Genomic DNA, 16,888 nt, shown 5'->3' with positions numbered 1-16,888 from the left:
ATTTTATGTCAACAAAAGAAGAAAAAGATGTCCACAAATAAATCAAAGGCAAAAAAAAGTGAGTGGCCGGTTACAGGCATGAGCTGTGCAGCCTGCGCCACTTCCATAGAAGACACCTTAAAAAAGCAAAAAGGTGTGAACGCAGTAAATGTCAATTTCGCCAATCATACTGCCATCCTTGAATTGGAAAGAAATGCTGACCCAAAGACCATCCAAAAGGCAGTTAGGGATACAGGATACGACATTATCATTGATGAAATAGAAGAAAAGGACCTAGAAGCTATTCAATTAAAGGCATATAAAAACCTTAAGAAAAACACCATTGCTTCAGGGATATTGGCTTTCCCAGTTTTTGTCATTGGCATGTTCTTTCATGAAATCCCCTATGGCAATTATATCATGTGGGCCCTGACAACACCTGTATTATTTATCTTTGGCAAACAGTTTTTCATCAATGCCCTGCGCCAACTTAAGCACAAAAAGGCCAATATGGATACCCTGGTGGCCATAAGTACAGGGGTAGCTTATCTTTATAGCTCTTTCAATACCTTTTTCCCTGAATGGCTAAGCCAAAAGGGAATTAGCCCCCATGTGTACTATGAAGCCGCAGCAGTCATCATCTTTTTCATCCTACTAGGTAGGATGTTAGAATCAGGTGCTAAAGCAGGCACTGGACAGGCCCTTAAAAAATTGATGGGGCTCCAACCTGATGAAGTTATAGTGATCAGTGCTGGAAATGAGCAAATCAAAAAAACTTCCGAGGTTCATGAAGGTGCACTTGTCCTGGTCAAACCTGGTCAAAAAATCCCATTGGATGGAAAGATCATCTCAGGAAACAGCCATGTAGATGAAAGTATGTTAACAGGAGAACCGATTCCTGTGGACAAGCAAAAGGGCGATCAGGTCTTTGCTGGCACCATCAACCAAACAGGCAGCATCAAATTTGAAGTGGAAAAAGCAGGAGAGGACACCTTCCTTTCCCAGATCATCCAAAGGATAAAAGAAGCCCAAGGATCCAAAGCCCCCGTCCAAAAATTGGTGGATCAAATTACGGCTATTTTCGTCCCTGTTGTGATCAGCATCGGCATATTGGCCGCACTGGTGTGGGGATTTAGTGGTATTGAAGATGCTTGGCTACATGGAATGTTGGCCTTTATCACAGTGCTGGTTATAGCTTGTCCCTGTGCGCTGGGATTGGCAACCCCGACAGCTATTATGGCTGGAATAGGCAAGGGAGCGTCCATGGGAATTTTGATCAAAGATGCCGAAAGTCTGGAGATAGGGCCTAAGGTCGACACCATTATTTTGGACAAAACGGGCACTATTACTGCCGGAAAGCCTACCGTTCAAGAAATATTATTGGCCCCAAAACTGGCCAATAAAGAGAAGGAACTCGGCACTTTACTGGCCATAGAGTCAGAAAGCGAGCACCCCTTGGCTGATGCCGTAGTCCAATATTTAAACAAAAAGCACAAAAAATATCCCTTGGACAATTTCCAGTCTCATACAGGAAAAGGAGTTTCAGGCACCAGCGATAGCAGCCATTATGCTATCGGACAAAAGGACTGGCTTCTTTCTCTCGGCGCGAAACCAAATGGCTGGATGGAAGCTTTTGAAAACAAGCAATTGGGAATGGGAAATATTGTAGTTTATTTTTCCAAGGATGATCAATTCATTGCAGTCATCAGCATTACGGACCAAATCAAGGAGCGATCGGCCAAGGCCATAGCACAGCTGAAGGAAATGGGAATGGAAGTGCATATGCTTACAGGTGACCAAGAAAAGACTGCTGCATCATTAGCAAAAAAAGTAGGCATCAGCCAATATAAAGCAAAAATGCTCCCTGAAGACAAAGGCCTATATTTAAAAGCCCTGCAAGAAAAAGGAAAAACCGTGGCCATGGTGGGAGATGGTATCAATGACAGTGAGGCATTGGCATTGGCAGACATGAGCATTGCCATGGGCAAGGGAACAGACATTGCCATGGATGTGGCCAAAGTCACCCTCATCCATTCTGACTTACAACAAATTCCCCAAATGTTGGTTTTAACCAAAAAGACAGTCAAAACCATTCGTCAAAACCTATTCTGGGCCTTCATTTATAATATTATAGGCATCCCAATCGCCGCGGGGGTGCTTTACCCGGCTTTTGGCTTCCTGTTAAACCCCATGATAGCAGGGGCAGCTATGGCCATGAGTTCTGTGTCCGTAGTTACCAATAGTTTACGCTTAAATAGATAATTTAAACCTTAAAAAAATAAAAAATGATCAAGCTTAAAACCAATATAAAATGTAGTGCATGTGTAGCAACAGTAAGTCCAAAACTTGATGCACTTCCCAAAACCGAATGGAAAGTAGACCTAAGTCATCCTGACCGGATATTGACGGCTGATGGTGAAGCCAACGAAAAAGAAATAAAAGCCGCTCTGGAGGCTGCTGGCTATCATGGAGAATCGATTTGATTAATCTTCGGTAACCTTTACCCAGATTTTATTAGCTTTGCGCAAGACAACTGTTCTAATTTATTGTTGACAGTTGTTTTGTGCATTATATATTTAGCATCAGCATTTTCATTCAGAAATTCAACCACGTTTGATTCCGAAGGGGTTTTTCGAAAGTGACAGCACCCAACCTATGATTAATTACGAGCATTTTATATTAGATAACGGCTTACACCTTTTGGTCCATGAAGACCATAGCAGCAAGATGGCAGTTAGCAATATCATTTATAAAGTAGGGTCCAGAAATGAAATAGCTGGAAAAACTGGACTGGCCCATTATTTTGAACACCTGATGTTTGGAGGTTCTAAAAATGTGCCCAGCTTTGACGGCGCCTTGGAAAGGGTAGGAGGGGAATGTAATGCCTTCACCAATACTGATATTACCAATTATTTCATCACCCTGCCAGCCACCAATATAGAAACTGCTTTTTGGCTGGAGTCTGATAGGATGCTGCAATTAAACCTCAGCAAAAAGACCATTGAAACCCAGCGTAAGGTGGTCATCGAGGAATTCAAGCAAAGGTATCTCAACCAACCTTATGGGGATGCCATGCACCTGCTGAGGAAGCTTTGTTATAAAAGCCACCCTTATCAATGGCCTACTATTGGAGCTGAAATTGCCGATATAGAAGGATTTACAGAAAAAGACATCCGTTCTTTTTACCAGCAACATTATGCTCCCAATAACGCCATCTTGGTAGTAGCTGGTGATGTGGACAGTGAAGACATTCTTGAAATGGCCAAGAAATGGTTTGGCCCAATTCCTCCATCAGGTAAAAAGGCCAAAACAATCCCTGTAGAATGTGCGCAGCAGGCAAAAAGAGCGCAAACTCATTTTGCGGATGTACCCACAGACACCTTATACAAAGCCTACCATGTACCAGGCAGACTTCAGGAAGGCTATTTGGAATGTGATTTGATTACCGACATTCTGGGCTTCGGCCGATCATCCCTATTGGAACAAAAGCTGGTAAAAAACACTGATGTGTTTGCCTCCTGTAATGCCTATGTGCTGGGTTCCATAGACCCGGGATTAATGATCTTTACTGGAAAAATGGAAAAAGGGAAAACTGCCGAAGAAGCAGAAAAAATATTGGACGAAGTAGTACAGGAATTTATTGAAACCCCGATCTCTTCAGAAACATTAGAAAAGGTTAAAAACCAAGCTGAAGCGATGAAGACCTATGAATCCATTCAGCTGATGAATAGGGCCATGAACCTTGCCTATTATACCCAACTGGGCAGTCCTGATCTGTATCAAATAGAATACGATAAGAAGACAAAAATCACTGCCGATCAAATCACTGCAGCAGCCAAAAAGTTTATTTGTGAGGAAAATGCCTCTGTACTTTATTATAAAAGCAATAACAGCGAAAGCCAAGCTTAAAATTAATTCCCAGGCTTAACCTTATAGAGGACTACAGGCTGAGCTGCTGGACCAAAGCTGCAATTCCTATCCTGAATTCACAATTGGCCTTTTAGGCCGTGCTTAGACAAAATCACCCATTGCCTAAAATCTAAAGTAAAAGCATTATCTTCACCGCATGAATAACTTTAGAATTGGATTTGGATATGATGTTCACCAATTGCAGGAAGGTTATGACTTCTGGCTGGGGGGCATTAAACTAGAACATACCAAAGGTGCCGTGGGGCATTCTGACGCTGATGTATTGATTCATGTCATCTGCGATGCACTTCTTGGAGCTGCCAACCTACGGGATATTGGCTATCATTTTTCTGACCAAGACCCGCAATACAAGGGCATAGATAGTAAGATTTTACTTAGGGAAGTCATGAAGCTTATCCGTAAAGAAGGCTATGAAATTGGCAATCTGGACACCACTGTTTGCCTACAACTACCCAAGGTAAACCCACATATTGACAGCATCAAAACCTGCTTGGCTGAGGTGATGGAAATTCCGGAAAACAATGTTTCCATTAAAGCCACCACCACAGAAAAATTAGGATTTGTGGGTAGACAAGAAGGCGTTTCTGCCTATTGTGTAGCATTGATTTACAAAAACAGTTAAGATGGACAGAGAAATCAAACTCATAGAAACGGAGGATGGCTCACATTCACTTTATGTACCTGAATTGAATGAAACTTATCATTCCTTTCATGGTGCCTACAGGGAATCTATCCATGTTTTCTTTCTCTATGGCTTGGACCATTGGTTCATGCATAACCACGGTAAACAGCCCATACGCATTTTTGAGGTGGGCTTTGGCACAGGACTGAATGCCTGGCTAGCATTGGTATGGGCAGAGCAAAACAAACTCCCTATGCTTTATCACACCATTGAGCCTTTCCCTATTCCAGAAGACATCTATACCAAGTTAAATTATACTTCGATAGATGAGGAAATCAGCCATTATAAAGGCTATTTTGAAGAATTGCATAAGGCTGAATGGGACAAAGGAGATGCTGTAACACCTTACTTCAATATGAAAAAGGATAAAACCACTTTGGAGGAAGTAAAACTTTACCCCACAGATGTGGTCTTCTTTGATGCCTTTGCGCCAAGCAAACAACCTGAGCTATGGTCAAAAGAGCTGCTCAAAAAAGTAGTGGACGCCATGAATCCTGGAGGTGTATTTGTTACCTATTGTGCCAAAGGTCAGCTCAAAAGAGACTTGGCTGAACTGGGACTTCAGGTAGAAACTTTACCTGGCCCTCCAGGTAAAAAAGAAATGATCCGAGGAACAAAAATCTGATCCTTAAACTGTTATTGTTTTTTACGATCTAAATCCCCAAGTAATTTAGGACAAACATCCATTTAAAGGGCATTTTGCTCCTATTGAAAAAAGAAAATTTTAGGATCTCAGAAATATACCCCACATGGGGTATTTTTTTATTTATACCAAATCCTTAGTTTTAGGTTTCGTATCATTTACTCAACAGCATAAACCATTAGTTACCAACACTTTTAAATAGCTATAATGGTCATGCCATTTGATATCTCGAACTATGCATTTGACATATCATTGAACCGATTTATAGACAATGACCAAAAGAACATTACTTTTTATCAGTTTTACAACCCTCGTCTTCACTGCATGTGGAGTTTCTTATTCTGAGAAAAATTCAGTAAAGATCAAAGAAAAAAATATCGATGGTGTCGAGTACAGATTTGCAAATCAGTCCAAATATAAAAGCGTAAAGTTTTCTTTTGCCAGGGGTTTTATGCTAGAAAATAAGATTTCCTTTATTGGACTCGAGGATGATATCCACAAAGTCATTGGTAAATCCGACTTTGAAAGGAAGATCAATCTAAAAAATACAGAATCCCTTCATATAGACAGTATTTCCTTTGACGTCAACAAATCAAAAAACAAGATTGACCTACTATATTATTTGAACCTTGATAATCAAGCAGAAATGGTGACCATGTCCTTGGAGAAGAATAAGGATCAGTGGACCCTGAATTAATCTTGACCAATAAAAGCAAAACCCAATTTGTTCTTTTCATTATTTAAATCCAAATTATGACCTCCTCAAAAACCGCACTTCTCATCATCTCCTCTTTATTGATTTTATCTTGCCAGACTAAAGAATCCCAGCAGCTGGAGGAAGGCTATTATCTTTTGAAAAAAATAGTCAAAGAAGGTAATACCACACTCAAAGATTTGGATATCAGTAGCGGTGTACTGCTGGTAAAAGGTCAAGATTCCCTTATTTTCGAAGGGAATAAGAATATAGGCCAACACTTTTTTGATAATGATCATTTTAAATACCAACTGACAGGAAATAAGCTAAGCCTACAAAACAACAACTATAAGGAAAAATTTGTCCTTAGTTTTGACCAGGACAGCTTATTGCGGATTGATATCCAAGACAATACCCAACTCTACTTTAAACAACTTAATCTTGATTTGACTGGAAAATACAGTATTGTCAGTTATGAAAGACATCCGCATGCCAATCTGGATACCATCAGAAGATACAGGGATGAGCTTACCCAGGGCATAGCCTTTCATTTTATGGAGAACAATACCGTAAAAATAAGCTCTCAGCTAGTTAGTTTTCTCTCAAAACAGGCCAACAACAATAATGAAACATTCAATTATTCGCTAAGTAATAATGTCCTTGTTTTTAGTAATGCCAATTCCAATTTTCAATTGGACTATACCTATGATGGCATACTCCATTTTTTCCCAGAAGACAAGAATTTCAAAAGATGGGACTTTATGAAACACCCTGAACAAAAGCATAATTGAGCTATTTCATACATCCTGCAAGTTTCAAACGGTCATTATAATTTTAAAAAGCCATGCTTAATACTTTTAAAAGTACCTACGCAGACCTATTACAGTTTCTAAAAAGTCCACAAGATCAACCTAGTCCATATCAATCATTTAAGGCGAAATTATATGCTTGGACCGGCATATTAATAATTGATATAATAGTCGCTGGATTATGCATAGTTATAATTAGCGCTCTGGCCAATGCTGGATTATTTTCCTTCGAAAATCATGGTATAATTGAATTATTGCAGCAACATCCAAAGTCTACTTTATTTTTCCTCGTCGTACTTCTAGTACCATTTTTAGAAGAGCTTGTGTTCAGGTCTTACCTCAGGTATAAATACAATTTCCTGCTTAGACTATTTAGCTCACTGTTTTATATAGGGGGCAAGGAAACTCAGCAAAAAATGGAAAAAAAGGTTAAAAAGCTCTGGTATGCGAAATATAAATACATTTTCTATTTCTCTGCTTTGCTCTTTGGCTTTATCCATATTTTCAATTTTGGAGATTATAAGCAGCTGATCTATATCTTTCCGCTCCTCACCCTTCCACAAATATCATTTGGACTTTTGGGAGGATACTTACGCGTCCGCTACAGTCTTATATATAGTTTCGTTTTACATGCCTTTCATAACCTGATATTCTTATCGCCATTTTTCCTTATGGATAATGGGCTAAAGGTATTCCAAAAAGAAACTGAGGATTACACTGTCCGTATCGAGGAAGTCACTATTGATAGCATGCCGAAAAAGTTTTATGCTGCATTTTCTGACTCCCTTATTTTCAATAATTACCAATTAAGGAATTTAATAAGTCACTATTCAAAAGTGGACACTTGGCAAATCCAGTCCAATAATGAAAAGAAAATGGACAAGTATTTTATCATCAATTATAAAAACAAATTGGATTCAGGTTCAATGGATAAAACGGTCGTTGAAAATTACCTGGTAGAAAAATATCAGTTCCAGAAATCCAAGGAATTGAAATTAACCAGTTCCTGGGAATTGGTGATTGAAGATACCCTAAAATTAAACCAGTATAAAACGGATTCCTTAAAGGGAAAATATATCAAAACTGGAATAGATACAACCGCTATTTTCAGAGCTCCTTTGTCTGAAATTGCGAGGGCAATTCAAGGATCAAAGGGCAAGCAGGTAAGGATGAAATCCAAGCTTCCAGGAAGATTCAATATTAAACTAGCTTCAAAGGATTCTACAGGAATGAAAGAGCAATTGAGCTCCATTTATGGCTTGAAATTGGTCAATGCCAGTGATTCGGTGGAGTTTATCCATATAGAATTTCAGTAGATCGAGTGAACCATTGAAATCATAACAAAAGAATAAAACCTCATAAAAATGTTTTTACCTAGCCTTTTATCTTTCATTCTATTTGTCTTAGGAATAATCCATTTCAACTGGGTATTTGGAGGAAAATTTGGCTTTGTTGAATCCTTGCCCACCAATGAAAAGGGAGAAAGAGTATTAAACCCAAAAAAAATTGACAGCGCTGTAGTAGGTTTAGGATTAACAGCCTTTGGATTGTTCTATCTTGTCAAGTCTGGAATGATTGAGATTGAATATAGTTGGCCCGAGTGGATCATGAATTATGCTGGCTGGATCATTCCATTGATATTTCTTTTAAGGGCAGTGGGAGAATTTAAGTATGTGGGATTTTTTAAAAGTATAAGGGAAACTGACTTTGGAAAAATGGACAGTAAATTCTTTTCTCCCTTATGTTTGATACTGGGAATTCTGGGCATTTTGGTCCAGATACTTTAAACTTAATTACACAAGTCCAAACTAAGCCAATATAGATTTTGAGCAATCAGGAACTGATAGAGCACTTCAAACAAGTCTTTCCTTTGCAAGAGGCTGATTTAAAAGTTTTTCTTTCAAAGTTTAAACCTCTCCACCTAGAAAAGGGCGATTACTTTATTCGTGAAGGACAGGTTTGTAAAAAAATTGGCTTTATTCTAAAAGGCAGCATGCTTTGCTCATACAACAAGGATGGACAGGAGATCATTGATGAGTTCTCTCTAGATCATGAATTCATAACGGATTATTATAGTTTTTTGACCCATTTACCTGCAGACAAGAATGTCAAGTGTCTGGAAGATTCCGAACTATTGGTCATCGCTTTTGATGATATTCAAAGCTTATATGCCCAAAATCCAGTTTTTGAGAGATTGGGAAGAATCATGGCCGAAACACTTTTTATCAATTGGCAACAAAAGGCCAAATCCCTGATGATGGACGATGCTGAAACCAGGTATTTAAAACTCATCAGTAGAAGACCCGACCTGCCACAGCGCATTCCACAATATCTAATTGCCTCCTATCTTAATATTAAACCTGAGACCCTCAGCCGGATCCGCAAAAAACTGACCTCTCAATAAAGTCTTCTTCCTTTCTTGATCTAGGTCAATAATATTGGCCAGCCTGCCCTTTAGCTTTGTTCTATTAACAAATAACAAAGCATTATGGAACGAAGAAACTTCATGATAAAAACAAGTCAGATGATGACTGTATCCATGTTTATCTCAGCTGTAGTTGGCTCCCCTATTTTTGCAGGTACCACCCCTAAACTTCAGAAGCCCGAGCGCTGGACCAAAAGGCCCAAGCCTAGTGATTTTGACCAGCCGATATTGAAGGCCATAGCCCTAGGGATCAATGCCCCAAGTCCCCATAATACACAGTCCTGGAAATTTAAAATTGTCGATGAGCAGGAAATGCTCCTCTATGTGGACGAAAACAGACTTCTGCCCGCCACTGATCCACCATCAAGGCAAATCCATATGGGCGCTGGATGTTTTATAGAAACCCTGATCATTGGGGCCAGCAGTTTGGGTTATCAGACTCAGGTAAATTATTTCCCTGAAGGCTACCAAAGCCAAGCTGATTTTGGGCAAAAGCCAGTAGCTTCCATTCGCCTCAAAGAAGGTGGCGCAAAAGATCCTCTTGCTGATTATATTTACAAAAGGCAAACCAATCGGAAGTCCTATACGGCAGAAAAAATTTCGCAAGCCACTTTTGAAAGTATTAAGGCCAATGCAGGAAAAAGTCATTCCAGGCTAATCTTTAGGAACGAGGATTTGACTGATTTAAAAAACATTTTTTATCAGGGTCTGGATATAGAGTCCAGGACTTACCGGACCAATGAGGAAACCAGACGCCTATTTAGCTTCAATGAAAAGCAAAGAGCCAAAAAGCGCTATGGCTTAAGCATGCCCCAAATGGGCTATGAAGGCTTAACAAAAACCATAGTGGAACTGGCAGTAGATAATGGCAATCCTAAAAAATGGCATGATCCAAAGACCATTGATAAATCCATGAAATCCATTAAAAAAGCAATTGACAGTACCCAGGGGGTGGTATGCTGGATTAGTCCAAGCAATAGCTATCTCGACTGGATAGCCTCGGGCAGGGATTTCGTTAGGTTTTCACTTTCCTTATGTCAGTTTGGGATGTATGCCCACCCCTATAACCAAGCCCTCCAAGAATTTGATGAAATGGAAGAGCTAAGTGTAGAGCTTGACCGGATTTGGGATGTTAAAGCAGGAGAAAAGATACAGATGATGGTAAGGATAGGTAAATCTAAGGCACCTTATTACAGCTACCGTCAACATCTGCAAAGCTATTTGTTGGAATAAATAGCCCATTTTCCCACATGATTAAAATGAGACTGTCACATTCCATGTTTTTTACTATATCCTGAAGTACGAACTATATGTTATTGGATTTCAAAAACAAGAAAGACAAAAAACTTCTTTTGAAACAGAAAACACCAGATTTGAGACAGTCTCACTATTTTATCCTATCTAAAACCTTAGCGCAATACCCAAAAAACTCTCCTCAGGCATAAACGGAAATAAGACTAAGAATTTCAACGACATAAAATTTGAAAGGTCTGAAAACCTCATTATATTTGAATCGTGAACGACTTAATCACTTACGACCATAATGAAAACTAACCTATTTCAAAAAATCATGCGCATCCTTCTGGGGTCTTTTATGACCCTAGCAGGAATCGGACACTTAACCTTCCAACGGGAAGAATTTCAAGCGCAAGTTCCCAGATGGTTACCAAGTGATCCGGCCTTTATGGACTTTGTGGTTCTGTCCTCGGGGATAGTAGAAATTTCTCTTGGTCTGGCCATGATCTTTCTATGGAAGCATCAGGTTAAGGTTGGTATAATATTGGCCGTATTTTATGTTTTGATATTTCCAGGGAACATTTCACAATACACCAATGAGATAAGTGCATTTGGATTGGACACTAATCAAAAAAGGCTGATCCGACTTTTCTTCCAACCCGTACTTATCCTCTGGGCACTTTGGTCAACGGGCGCATTAAAATATTTGTTAAACCGAAAACAGAAATAGAAGATGACATTTTATGATTTTGAAGCTCAAAAGCTGAATGGAGAAAATGCTAGCATGAGCGAATACAAAGGAAAAACTGTAGTGGTAGTCAATACAGCAAGTAAATGTGGCCTCACGCCTCAATATGAAGGTTTAGAAAAACTCTATCAACATTATAAAGATCAAGGCTTGGTAATTTTAGGTTTTCCCTGTAACCAATTTGCCAATCAAGAATCTGGAACATCCGATGAAATCCAAGAGTTTTGTCAGCTGAATTATGGAGTAAGTTTTCCCATGTTTGAAAAAATCGAAGTGAATGGAAAAAATGCACATCCACTTTTCAAATTCCTTAAATCAAAACTTTCTGGTGGTATCTTGGGCAGTAAAATCAAATGGAACTTCACTAAGTTCGTAATAGATGGCAATGGCCAGCCGGTAAAAAGATTTGCTCCGACTACCTCTCCTGAGAAAATGGAAAAGATCATTAGACAAACCCTGCAAAAATGAAAGATGACGCTGCCTCCCTCTATTTGGAAAACCAATTATGCTTTCCGCTCTATGCTGCCTCCCGCCTTACTACAAAAATATATGGCCCGTATTTGGAGAATATGGGCCTTACCTATCCACAGTACCTGGTACTACTGGTACTATGGCAGTATGAGCAATTAAGTGTAAAAGAAATTGGCCAGCGGCTATACCTGGAATCCAATACCCTTACGCCATTATTGAAGCGGCTCGAACAAAAAAGACTGATCCTGCGCAAACGCTCCGAAGAGGATGAAAGAACCGTCCATGTTTCTCTGAGTGAAGAGGGTAAAGCCCTTAAAAAAGAAGCCATGTCCATACCTAAAAAAATCATCGATTCTTTTCAGGACAATAGCATGAAAGATACTGATTTGCTCAATTTCCAAAAGACCCTATTTGAACTAGTGGATATCCTTGCAAAAAAAAGTCTATCCATAAAAGAAGGGAAAGAATGATATTTCAACAGTTAATGAATCGTTAAGTTAAAATATAGCGATAGGGAAATTCATAAATAATACGGCAATAGCTCCAACAAAGACATCAATTAGTAACTATTTCATGATTTAGATATTTAGCATTTTTCCAACAACTAAAATGCATTAGAAAATTTAACCATTAGGAACTGGCCATATTGATATTGATGAATCCAGTGGACAACCAATAAAATCAGCCAGTTCCAAATTACCTAAATGATATATAGCTAGCATTAGTTTAATATAATGGTACCTTTTTGAATATGATCAGTTCCTGAACCATCCGCCTTGACATAACCATAGTTCGTGATTTCTCCTGAGGCATTTTCAAACCTTCCTGTACCTCCGGTAATATGGAAAATGGTTACAAACTCGTAATCGTAATTTTCATCTTGAACGGGGACGAGGACTCCCTCATCAAAATAACTGTACAATAAATCACCATTATTTGCTTCGATAACAGCGTCACCTCCTCCAAACTCACCAAATCCACTTTCTGAATCAGGCAGGCCCTCCTCATTCAAAACCACATGGAAACAAAATTTCAAGTCAATAGTATAATTGCCCATATGAGTTGCATTCCCACCACCTACTTGGTGCTCCAATCCCCAGAAATCCGCTGGTGAAGTAAATGAACACAATTCAGATAAAGCATCATCAGCTTGACTGGTCTGCATTCGAGCTTTAAAAGGCACCGCTAATTCTTTTGTTGACGACCTAGATTGTAAGTACAGTTCTGATTCCTGATTACCATTATCAAGTGATTCGTCCAAAGCTGTTTCACATGCAGTAAACACACATAGTAAAGTACCCAGAAGAAATAATAATACTAAGGTTTTCATGGTATATATATTTTAGTTCAACAAATATTATAAATGGCTATTGCAAAAAAACCTTATTAAAGCTAGGGATGATGGTAAACCAATAGTCACTCCTCAACTGAGGAATTGCCTTCATTTTATAAGTAATCGAAAGATGGGTGGTATTTAGGAACAATAAATACTTAAATCCTTAATTAAGTTTTATTGGAGCAGTCAAGCCTAATATTATATTGGTGATAGGTTATAATTTTATCTATGATTCATTGAATCAAGGTAAAATGTAGCCCCTCTATCACATTGGACGCTTTAATATGATGATCCCCTCATGAACATGATCTGTTCCAGATCCATCCGAACGAACTTTACCGTAATTGATAAATCCGCCTGAAGCATTTTCAAATCGCCCCGTGCCTCCTATTACATCAATATTGTGCTTGAATTCCAGGACATACTTCTCATCTTGGATGGGCATGATACTACTACCATTACCTTTGGTAAATAATTGATCACCATTATTGGCGGTGATTATATTAACGCTTCCTGTAAACTCACCAAATCCCCCTTCAAAATCAGGAAGGCCTTCATCATTTAATACAATATGGAAACAAAATCTTAAATCAGTTGTAAAATTGCCTATATGTGTTGCATTTCCACTACCTACTTGATGTTCTTTCCTCCAAAAATCTTGGGGGGAAACGAAAGAACATAACCCATCGCCTGAATCTTCTGCAGCACGAGTTTGGAATTTTGCTTTAAATGGGATTTCCAAATAATTGGAGCCTTTTACCTGAAGGACTAAGTCTGAACCTTTCGGATCATTGATGGGCCCCTCGTTCAAATCAGTTACACAAGCTGTTAAGCAACATGAAAAACAGCCAAGAAGAAACAGAAATATCAACGTTCTCATAATGGATAAACTTTAGTTACACAAATCTCTAAAAACCTTTATTTTTAGACACTTACAAGGTACTCACTAAGATGAGCATTGTAGTTTTTTCTTGTTGCAAGTCCTTTAAACTATGTTGCGAAAGCTTTAAAGTATGTTTCAGCTTATTAGATTCTGCCTTGAAGTACTTCCCGTAGCTAATCAATGGCCATTACCAATTTTTATCCGTAAATTGTTATAACCAGTTCCTTCTAAAAATTTTTAGTCATGGATCCATTATTATCAATGAATGAGACGTTTATAGTCAAGCTGAATGGCATACTGGAAGAAAACTACCAAAATGAGAAATTCGGAGTAAAGGAACTGGCTGCTTCAGCAGGAATTAGTAGATCCAATCTACACCGGAAACTGCATCAAATCAAAGGTAAATCCGCCAGTGAATTCATCATGTTATTTAGGCTGCAAAAGGCCTATATTTTATTAAAAAATGAGGTGTCAACCGTCTCTGAAATTGCCTATAGTGTTGGGTTCAAAAGTCCATCCTATTTTTCAAAATGTTTTCATGATCAGTACAACTTTTCTCCGGGAGATGTAAAATACAGAACTGAAGTCCCTCCTCCAATCCTTTCAAAAACAGACACCACAAAAGACAAGTCCATAAACAAGAACCCTTTTTGGAATTTACTTCATTTTTATAATCTGGACAGAAAAAAATTCAAAGTTTATTCTTCCGGCCTGGTGATTATGCTATTGATCGCCATAGTAGGGGGCCTGAGCTTAAATTTAGGCAAGGACAATGAACCATCAATAACAAAATCTATAGCCGTTCTACCTATAGAAGCTACCTCTAAATTGATCAATGAGGATATTTTATCTGAAGGCATACACCAAGGACTTATCAGTTCTCTGGGTAAAATCAAGGGAATTAAAATCCTTTCCAGAGAAACAACTCTAAAATATCAAGACAGCAATAAAACCATGGATAATATCATCCAAGAATTGGGAGTGGATTTTCTAGTCTCTGGAGAGATAAATTATTCGGACCGGGATAGTCTGGTACTACAATTAAGCATGTCCCAGCCAGGCACTTCAGCATCTGATATACGGCATTTTACCTATAATAATTCCTTAGAAAATATCATTTCTATCCAAAATGAAGCCACAAAAGACATTGGAATATCTACAGGGGTAATTAATGCTCAGCAAGAATTGTTCAACCATAAAAATAGAAAGGTAAATACAGCAGCTTATAAAAATTATATAAGGGGCATGCATTATCTTCATAAGTCCAGTCAGGAAGAGTTTGACAAAGGAATCCAATACCTATACAAGGCTCTAGATAATGATCCGGCTGAACCGTTGGTATATGCAGGTCTAGCTTATGGATATGTGATTTTGGGACACAGCTCCTCCGAAAACAGAAATGTATTCGATATGGCAAAGGTTGCAGCTCGGAAAGCAATTGAGCTCGATTCCATGCAACTGGAGGCTTATGCCGCCCTAGCGAGTATCAATATCTACCATGAAAGAAACTGGCAAGAGGCAGAAAAAATATTTGACTTCATTCTTTCCCAAAACCCAAACATGCCCAATGTCCATTATGATAAGGCATGGTATTGTATGCTAATTGGAGACGAATCAAATGCCATTCTACACCATGAATTAGCAGAAAAACTGGATCCTTTTAACCCCAAATATATTGCATGGTCAGGCTGGCTATATGCTTATTATGGACATTATGATGTGGCCTTGGAAAAAGTGGAAAATGCCCTGAAGATATCCCCAGACAACGTGACAGGCCATTTTACTAAAGGATTTATTTATCAATCAAAAAACGACACGGTACGGGCAATGCAGGCATATAAAAAGGCTTATGAATTAAATCCTAGAATGGCTGGCATTTATGGTGCATTCAACGGTCAAAATGGAGAAACGGCAAAAACCTATGAACTCATAAAAGAAGTAAAAGCATGGCCAAAATCTCCTTGGAAAAATTGGACCTTGGCAGTTTTATATGCTGGACTAAATAAAACAAAAGAAGCTGTAAAAATGCTGAACACCGAACCAAAACATGCCTTTGTTGCCTGGGCATCTGTTGTTCCCGCCTTTGATGGGATTAAAGAGGATGAAGAGTTTAAAAACTTCGTTTCAACTTTAAATATCCCTTTTAAGAAAGAGCAAATTGCCGACAATTTTGAAGATTAAATAGGCTGGAAATGATGGCTATCAAGCGAAAGAAGTAATTCAACTGAATAAATTATCTGATTATCAGCAATGATGCCAGTAACAAAAAATCCTTTGCTCAAGTGGTCGGAAGTTTGAAGCCTGAAGACCGAAGCAGTTGACATCCTAATCAAAACGAACATTTAGATTCGCTTTTAACCATTACTGGTGAAATTACGGATATACATTATAAATTATTTTATTCCCCCTTACCAAGGCAATGGTACACATCATCAATAATAAAACACTTTAAAAAAACCAACAAGCAAAAAGAATTATCATGACTAAACTGACCTCTTTCACATTCATTTCCTTAAATGGATTTTATAAAGATCTCCACGAAAATATTGATTGGCACCAGCACGGTGGAGAAGAAGCCGACTATTCTGCTGAAAGTTTAAAATCAAACAGTATTCTGCTTTTTGGTAGGATCACCTTTGAAATGATGAAAAGCTTTTGGCCTAGCCAAATGGCCTATGATGCCTTTCCTGAGGTTGCCGAGGGCATGAACAAGGCTGAAAAACTGGTGGTAAGTAAAAGCCTGAAAGCTGCAGACTGGCAAAACACCAAAATCATCAAAGAAAACCTTATTGAAGAAATAACAACATTAAAAAAGTCGAGAGACAAGGATATTACACTTTTAGGCAGTGGCAAGATCCTTAAGCAGCTGGCCTAAGCCAATTTGGTGGACGAATACCAAATAATGATCGACCCCGTGTTTATTGGGGCTGGGGCACCTATTTTAGACAATCTAAATCATAACATCACGCTAGAATTAAAGGATTGCAAAACTTTTAAAAGCGGAACCATCTTGCTTTATTATCATCCAAAACTGAAATAAGAAAGAGTTCTC

19 protein-coding genes are annotated in these 16,888 nt (G+C 38.6%); 17 read left to right on the top strand and 2 right to left on the bottom strand.

The annotated features are described in order from the left end of the window. The first annotated feature begins 27 nt into the window (after positions 1-27). The 14 genes from H7U17_RS06385 (at position 28) to H7U17_RS06320 (ending at position 12,087) form a co-directional block, all read left to right on the top strand. On the top strand, positions 28-2,241 hold the full coding sequence (locus H7U17_RS06385; protein ID WP_186755833.1) for a heavy metal translocating P-type ATPase: 2,214 nt from the start codon (positions 28-30) through the stop codon (positions 2,239-2,241). 23 nt (positions 2,242-2,264) lie between these two features. Beyond that, positions 2,265-2,462: a heavy-metal-associated domain-containing protein gene (locus H7U17_RS06380; protein WP_186755832.1), complete on the top strand. Its 198-nt coding sequence runs from the start codon at positions 2,265-2,267 to the stop codon at positions 2,460-2,462. A gap of 172 nt (positions 2,463-2,634) precedes the next feature. Next, entirely contained in the window at positions 2,635-3,888 is a 1,254-nt protein-coding gene (locus tag H7U17_RS06375) for a M16 family metallopeptidase (RefSeq protein WP_186755831.1), read from the top strand. Between the two features lie 157 nt (positions 3,889-4,045). Continuing rightward, positions 4,046-4,531 carry a 2-C-methyl-D-erythritol 2,4-cyclodiphosphate synthase gene (gene ispF, locus H7U17_RS06370; RefSeq protein ID WP_186755830.1) on the top strand — a complete coding sequence of 162 codons (486 nt, stop codon included), beginning with the start codon at positions 4,046-4,048 and terminating at the stop codon, positions 4,529-4,531. Position 4,532: 1 nt separating this feature from the next. Then, positions 4,533-5,216 carry a tRNA (5-methylaminomethyl-2-thiouridine)(34)-methyltransferase MnmD gene (gene mnmD / locus H7U17_RS06365; RefSeq protein WP_186755829.1) on the top strand — a complete coding sequence of 228 codons (684 nt, stop codon included), beginning with the start codon at positions 4,533-4,535 and terminating at the stop codon, positions 5,214-5,216. A 289-nt stretch (positions 5,217-5,505) separates the two neighbouring features. Next, positions 5,506-5,931, top strand: a complete 426-nt coding sequence (locus tag H7U17_RS06360; protein ID WP_186755828.1) for a hypothetical protein — start codon at positions 5,506-5,508, stop codon at positions 5,929-5,931. 56 nt (positions 5,932-5,987) lie between these two features. Next, on the top strand, positions 5,988-6,719 hold the full coding sequence (locus H7U17_RS06355) for a hypothetical protein (RefSeq protein ID WP_186755827.1): 732 nt from the start codon (positions 5,988-5,990) through the stop codon (positions 6,717-6,719). A 53-nt stretch (positions 6,720-6,772) separates the two neighbouring features. After that, complete coding sequence (locus H7U17_RS06350) at positions 6,773-8,053, top strand: CPBP family intramembrane glutamic endopeptidase (protein WP_186755826.1); 1,281 nt, start codon at positions 6,773-6,775, stop codon at positions 8,051-8,053. A gap of 48 nt (positions 8,054-8,101) precedes the next feature. Continuing rightward, positions 8,102-8,524 (top strand): DUF3995 domain-containing protein, encoded by a 423-nt coding sequence (locus H7U17_RS06345; protein ID WP_186755825.1) that lies wholly within the window; start codon positions 8,102-8,104, stop codon positions 8,522-8,524. 38 nt (positions 8,525-8,562) lie between these two features. Then, positions 8,563-9,141, top strand: a complete 579-nt coding sequence (locus H7U17_RS06340; RefSeq protein WP_186755824.1) for a Crp/Fnr family transcriptional regulator — start codon at positions 8,563-8,565, stop codon at positions 9,139-9,141. A gap of 84 nt (positions 9,142-9,225) precedes the next feature. Beyond that, positions 9,226-10,395, top strand: a complete 1,170-nt coding sequence (locus H7U17_RS06335) for an Acg family FMN-binding oxidoreductase (protein WP_186755823.1) — start codon at positions 9,226-9,228, stop codon at positions 10,393-10,395. Between the two features lie 310 nt (positions 10,396-10,705). After that, positions 10,706-11,128 carry a DoxX family protein gene (locus H7U17_RS06330; RefSeq protein ID WP_186755822.1) on the top strand — a complete coding sequence of 141 codons (423 nt, stop codon included), beginning with the start codon at positions 10,706-10,708 and terminating at the stop codon, positions 11,126-11,128. Between the two features lie 3 nt (positions 11,129-11,131). Next, a complete protein-coding gene (locus H7U17_RS06325; protein ID WP_186755821.1) occupies positions 11,132-11,614 on the top strand; it encodes a glutathione peroxidase in 483 nt (160 codons plus the stop codon). Continuing rightward, complete coding sequence (locus H7U17_RS06320) at positions 11,611-12,087, top strand: MarR family winged helix-turn-helix transcriptional regulator (RefSeq protein ID WP_186755820.1); 477 nt, start codon at positions 11,611-11,613, stop codon at positions 12,085-12,087. The genes H7U17_RS06325 and H7U17_RS06320 overlap by 4 nt, the downstream gene beginning before the upstream one ends. Positions 12,088-12,338: 251 nt before the next feature. On the opposite strand, the gene H7U17_RS06315 is transcribed toward H7U17_RS06320, so the two are convergent. Continuing rightward, positions 12,339-12,947: a hypothetical protein gene (locus H7U17_RS06315; protein WP_186755819.1), complete on the bottom strand. Its 609-nt coding sequence runs from the start codon at positions 12,945-12,947 to the stop codon at positions 12,339-12,341. A 271-nt stretch (positions 12,948-13,218) separates the two neighbouring features. Then, positions 13,219-13,833: a hypothetical protein gene (locus H7U17_RS06310; RefSeq protein ID WP_186755818.1), complete on the bottom strand. Its 615-nt coding sequence runs from the start codon at positions 13,831-13,833 to the stop codon at positions 13,219-13,221. 246 nt (positions 13,834-14,079) lie between these two features. Between H7U17_RS06310 and H7U17_RS06305 the strand changes: the two genes are divergently transcribed. The 3 genes from H7U17_RS06305 (at position 14,080) to H7U17_RS20795 (ending at position 16,876) form a co-directional block, all read left to right on the top strand. Continuing rightward, on the top strand, positions 14,080-16,017 hold the full coding sequence (locus H7U17_RS06305) for a helix-turn-helix domain-containing protein (protein ID WP_186755817.1): 1,938 nt from the start codon (positions 14,080-14,082) through the stop codon (positions 16,015-16,017). 298 nt (positions 16,018-16,315) lie between these two features. Then, positions 16,316-16,711, top strand: a complete 396-nt coding sequence (locus H7U17_RS06300; RefSeq protein WP_394353714.1) for a dihydrofolate reductase family protein — start codon at positions 16,316-16,318, stop codon at positions 16,709-16,711. 9 nt (positions 16,712-16,720) lie between these two features. After that, the gene (locus tag H7U17_RS20795; protein WP_394353713.1) at positions 16,721-16,876 is read left to right on the top strand and encodes a hypothetical protein; all 156 of its coding nucleotides are present in this window, start codon (positions 16,721-16,723) and stop codon (positions 16,874-16,876) included. Positions 16,877-16,888: the final 12 nt, after the last annotated feature.

This window comes from Echinicola salinicaeni (assembly GCF_014280965.1).
Taxonomy (GTDB): domain Bacteria; phylum Bacteroidota; class Bacteroidia; order Cytophagales; family Cyclobacteriaceae; genus Echinicola; species Echinicola salinicaeni.
The sequence above is the reverse complement of the archived record's forward strand: the minus strand, read 5'-3'. Positions and strand labels throughout refer to the sequence as shown.